This is a genomic window from Aeromonas sp. PS2Canimalfood6 (assembly GCF_048276795.1).
Classification (GTDB): Bacteria; Pseudomonadota; Gammaproteobacteria; order Enterobacterales; family Aeromonadaceae; genus Aeromonas; species Aeromonas caviae.
The window spans coordinates 1-993 of sequence record NZ_JBLUXC010000140.1 but is presented as its reverse complement, the minus strand read 5'-3'; the positions used below and the strand labels follow the sequence as shown (position 1 = coordinate 993).

General features: G+C 48.6%; 1 tRNA gene and 2 rRNA genes. All 3 read left to right on the top strand.

The features are described 5' to 3' along the window. A 16S ribosomal RNA gene (locus ACNPAA_RS20925) occupies nucleotides 1-115 on the top strand; the annotation flags it as partial. A gap of 274 nt (nucleotides 116-389) precedes the next feature. Continuing rightward, nucleotides 390-465: transfer RNA gene (locus ACNPAA_RS20920), tRNA-Glu, on the top strand. Nucleotides 466-716: 251 nt separating this feature from the next. Further along, nucleotides 717-993, top strand: a 23S ribosomal RNA gene (locus ACNPAA_RS20915); the annotation flags it as partial.

The window sequence follows — 993 nt, the reverse complement described above, 5'->3', positions numbered from 1 at the left end:
ACCAGAAGTAGATAGCTTAACCTTCGGGAGGGCGTTTACCACGGTGTGATTCATGACTGGGGTGAAGTCGTAACAAGGTAACCCTAGGGGAACCTGGGGTTGGATCACCTCCTTACCTTAAGATGACGAAGTTGTTGAGTGTTCACACAGATTGCCTTGATTCAAAGTAGTTAGAGCAAAGACCTGGTGCGAAAGCATCAGTGCTTATTCAACTTGGGTTGAATGAGAGAAGCCCGTTCGTTGGGTTGGGATGTGAATAGCGGCGCAAGCGGCTACCCAAGCCAGAGTTAGCGATAACAACGAACAGCGCTAAAGGCCGCTAGCCTCGCAGGCTCGGCGTCGCCTTTACGAAAATCATTGCGAAGTGACCTTCGCAAAGCATGATTTTCGTCCCCTTCGTCTAGAGGCCTAGGACACCGCCCTTTCACGGCGGTAACAGGGGTTCGAATCCCCTAGGGGACGCCACTTCTCTTCTTGCTAACAAGAATGCAGAGTTAAGAACTGATTCTTAACTCTGTTTTCTTCAGCCTTGTGCTGTTGCAAACATGCTCTTTAACAATCTGGAAAGCTGATTTAAAAAGTAGTTCTCAAACATTTGTTACAAGTGCTTTGGAAACTTCTTGGCGAAAACCAAATTTTATTTGGTCACCTTCCTTCGGGAAGAAAGTTGTGCAGCAACAAGCTGGGTCGTTCACCGACACTTCTTGGGGTTGTATGGTTAAGTGACTAAGCGTACATGGTGGATGCCTTGGCAGTCAGAGGCGATGAAGGACGTACTAACCTGCGATAAGCCGTGAGCAGTCGGTAAGAGACATTACGACTCACGGATTTCCGAATGGGGAAACCCACTTAGCATAAGCTAGGTATCGCTGCGTGAATACATAGCGTAGCGAGGCGAACCGGGAGAACTGAAACATCTAAGTACCCCGAGGAAAAGAAATCAACCGAGATTCCCTCAGTAGCGGCGAGCGAACGGGGATTAGCCCTTAAGCA